General features: G+C 59.0%; 2 protein-coding genes and 1 pseudogene. 1 reads left to right on the top strand and 2 read right to left on the bottom strand.

All coding sequences use genetic code 11. From position 1 onward, the window contains the following. Positions 1 to 219, top strand: a 219-nt coding sequence (locus B5X82_RS26970) for a hypothetical protein (RefSeq protein ID WP_217699594.1), incomplete at its 5' end; no start/stop codon positions are given. A gap of 209 nt (positions 220 to 428) precedes the next feature. Here the strand turns inward: B5X82_RS26970 and B5X82_RS25985 are convergent. Continuing rightward, positions 429 to 2,801 (bottom strand): TonB-dependent receptor, encoded by a 2,373-nt coding sequence (locus B5X82_RS25985; protein WP_021222973.1) that lies wholly within the window; start codon positions 2,799 to 2,801, stop codon positions 429 to 431. Beyond that, a pseudogene (locus B5X82_RS26975) lies at positions 2,798 to 3,023 on the bottom strand (hypothetical protein); the annotation flags it as partial. The pseudogene B5X82_RS26975 and the gene B5X82_RS25985, both read right to left, overlap by 4 nt.

Consider the following 3,023-nt stretch of genomic DNA (forward strand, 5'->3'; position numbering starts at 1 on the left):
ACCCTGGAAATGGCGCCACTTGAAATCCGTCATCGTTCCGTCCGTCCAATCTCCGCCAAGCATGCTCAAGCTTCACGATTTTTGCAACAGAGCCATCGTCAGCACCATCCCTGCCCTGATAGCATTCTTGTGCTGGCGGAAATGATCGGCGATCAATTGAGCGTCGACGTTCGGCGTAAAGGGCGGGATGTTCCGGGCGAGCAGACCCCAGAACAATAGAGAGGCCGCAAGAAAGATAGGGCCACCCCACGCACAGGCCCAGACATATCTATAGGGGCTCGGCGACGGATCAACGGAATCGGCCATCAAATACTCCCAGTCGCCAGCAGGTGTGAAGCTTGATGTCTGCCGGCCTGCAAAGTCCCAGGCCGACAATATTGAGGGACGTGACGGTGCCCCCTCCCTCAGGCGCCCATGCCAGGCGCACGTCAATCGAACTTGAAGCCAAGCGTGACTCCATAGGTCGCTGGCCGAGCAGCAAATCGCGAGATCGAGTCGTTGAAAGTGATCACGCTGGTGAAGTAATATTTGTTGAAGATATTCTTGCCCCAGAGGGACACGGTCCAGCGCCCATCCGGCGCCTCGTATCCCACCCGCGCGTCGAACGTGGCGTAGCCCTTCATCTCGAAGGGATGAATCAATCCTGGAAGTACCTTGTTCACCGGCGATGGTGGGATGACGATGCGTCCGCCGCCGATTACCGCGTCCTGCGAGGATCGCGCATTCATCGTAATTCCGATGAAGGGCGCTCCGCCATTGTCGAGCCGAGCCTTGTAGTCGGCATTGAGGCCGACATTCCACTTCGACGTGAAGGGCAGCCGGTCGCCCGCGAAATTGTTGACCTCTCCGATCGCGTTGTAACCCGAATAGCGTTGGACCTTGCTATCGAGATAGGTGAGGGATCCTGTGAGACTAAGGCCCGGCAAGGGGTTGATCGTCACATCTCCATCGAAACCAAGGACGCGCGATTTAGGAACATTGACGAGGAGGTCGAGCACGGAAAACAATGGATCGTTGATCTTTCCGCGCACCTGCTTGTTACGATAATCATAATAGAAGCCGGCCAGGTTGAGCTGCACCTTTCGATCCCAGAGACCCAGCTTCGCGCCGGCTTCGTAGGCAGTGAGTTGCTCCTGTGTCACCGGGTTCAGCGAGGACTGGCTTGCGGTAGCGAGTACCGGGAAGCTGCCTGCCTTATACCCGCGAGACACGTTCGCATAGAGCAACGAGGTGGGCCCGACATGATAGTCCACACCGGCCCGCCAGGACACATTGTGCTGGTTGAGCTGGCCGATATAGGGCGTCCCCGGGACGTTGTTCTGGTTGAGCGCGTAGCAGTCATTGATGCCGATCGGCGTGAACGGCACGGTCCCGAGAAGGCTTCCCAGCAGGTTGAGGAGTTGCGCCACCCGTCCGTCCCCACCGTCGTAGGTGCATGTCAGCGCGTGATTGTGGCTGTTGGTATACCGAACTGCGCCTTTCAGCGTCAGCCTGGACGTCAGGTCATATTCAGCGTTCCCAAAGATAGCATAGTTCCTGATCCGCTGGCGATTGTATACGCCCCCCGCATCGATGAAATTGGCACCGGCATTGTTCTGGGACGAATCTGCGAAGTTGAGGAACTGGTTCTCGTAAGTGCGGCTGCGCTCATAGTTGGCGCCGAGAACCCATCGGAACGCCGACTTGCTCGAGTTGGCAAGGCGCACTTCCTGGTTGAAGGTGGTGATCCGGCCATCGTCCCTGACCAGATCGCCTTGTGCAAGCGCCATGCCATCACCATCGGTCGTCTGCCGCTGGGTGTAGTGGCCGTAAGAGGTGAGCGACGTCAGCGTGATCGCTTCGGTGAGATCGATGTCCGCGCGGAGCGCGGGCTGGTAGAATTTGCGGTCGCTGCGCGGCGTACTGATACCCGTCGACCAGTCGGCTGCTCGGGGATTTTGTGGCGAGAACGGATAATCGATCGACGATTGCTGCACGAAAGGGTTCTGGCCGCGAAGTGCGATGTATTGGGGGGCTTGCGGATCCGATGTATCACGCCACGCATTCAGGCTGAGCGAGAACCGCACGCTGTCCGACGCATCCCAATCGACGATGGCGCGCCCTGTGATATAGGAGACCTTTCCGTTGGTGTCGTAGGGGCGACTGTTGCTGCGCTGCCAGTCATCGGTGTGTGTGCCGCTAACAGCTATCCGGGCGCGCAGGTTCTCGGTGATCGGGCCGCTCAGATAGGCATTGCCGTCAATTTCGTTGAAGCGGCCGTAGCTGATGTCGCCGCCTGCTGTGAAGCTGCGGGTCGGCTTGGCCGCGATATAGTTGATCGCACCGCCGGTTGAGTTCTGGCCGAACAAGGTTCCCTGCGGGCCTTTCAGGACCTCGATCCGCTGAAGATCGAACGCCGAATGGCTTGCCAGAACCGGAAACGGAAGAGGGGCCTGGTCGACGTAGACGCTGACCGCCGGGTAGACGCCGAGCGAGCTTTCGTTGAAGCCTACGCCACGCAATGTGAGGATCGGCGTGTTGGTGGCGCTTTGCGCGTAGGCAAGGCCAGGGATGGCGGACGCGACGTCCTGAAGCGACGTTATCTTACGCTCCGCCAGCGCATTACCGGATAGCGCTGTGATCGACAGGCCGACATTGTTGAGTTTTTCCTCGCGCTTATTCGCGGTAACCACGATCTCGTTTGCGCCCTGCGCGGTCGCAGCGTTCGGCGCGGGCGCCGATGCCGGTGCGTCTTGCGCCGAAGCGGCACCCCCGCCCGCGAGCAGGAGCCCAGCGACGCTACAGTAAAGATAAGCTCTCATGAATCATCCCCTCGTTTGTCTTTTATCTGCTCGAAGCATGGTCCATATTCGGATCGGTTGTGTGCGTCAAGTTCTGCAAATTGGCGGTCATGGTGCTGGTCATGCGGCTTTGCGTAGTTCGGTTTTCGGCTCTGTTGCAAAGATTGGCGGCAGTCAGAGGTAGGCTGTCGCTCTGCGCCGATCAGGCGGCTGCTGCGAAATGGTGGTTGAGCATGCCCATGG

The organism is Rhizorhabdus histidinilytica, assembly GCF_900167915.1.
GTDB lineage: Bacteria > Pseudomonadota > Alphaproteobacteria > Sphingomonadales > Sphingomonadaceae > Rhizorhabdus > Rhizorhabdus histidinilytica.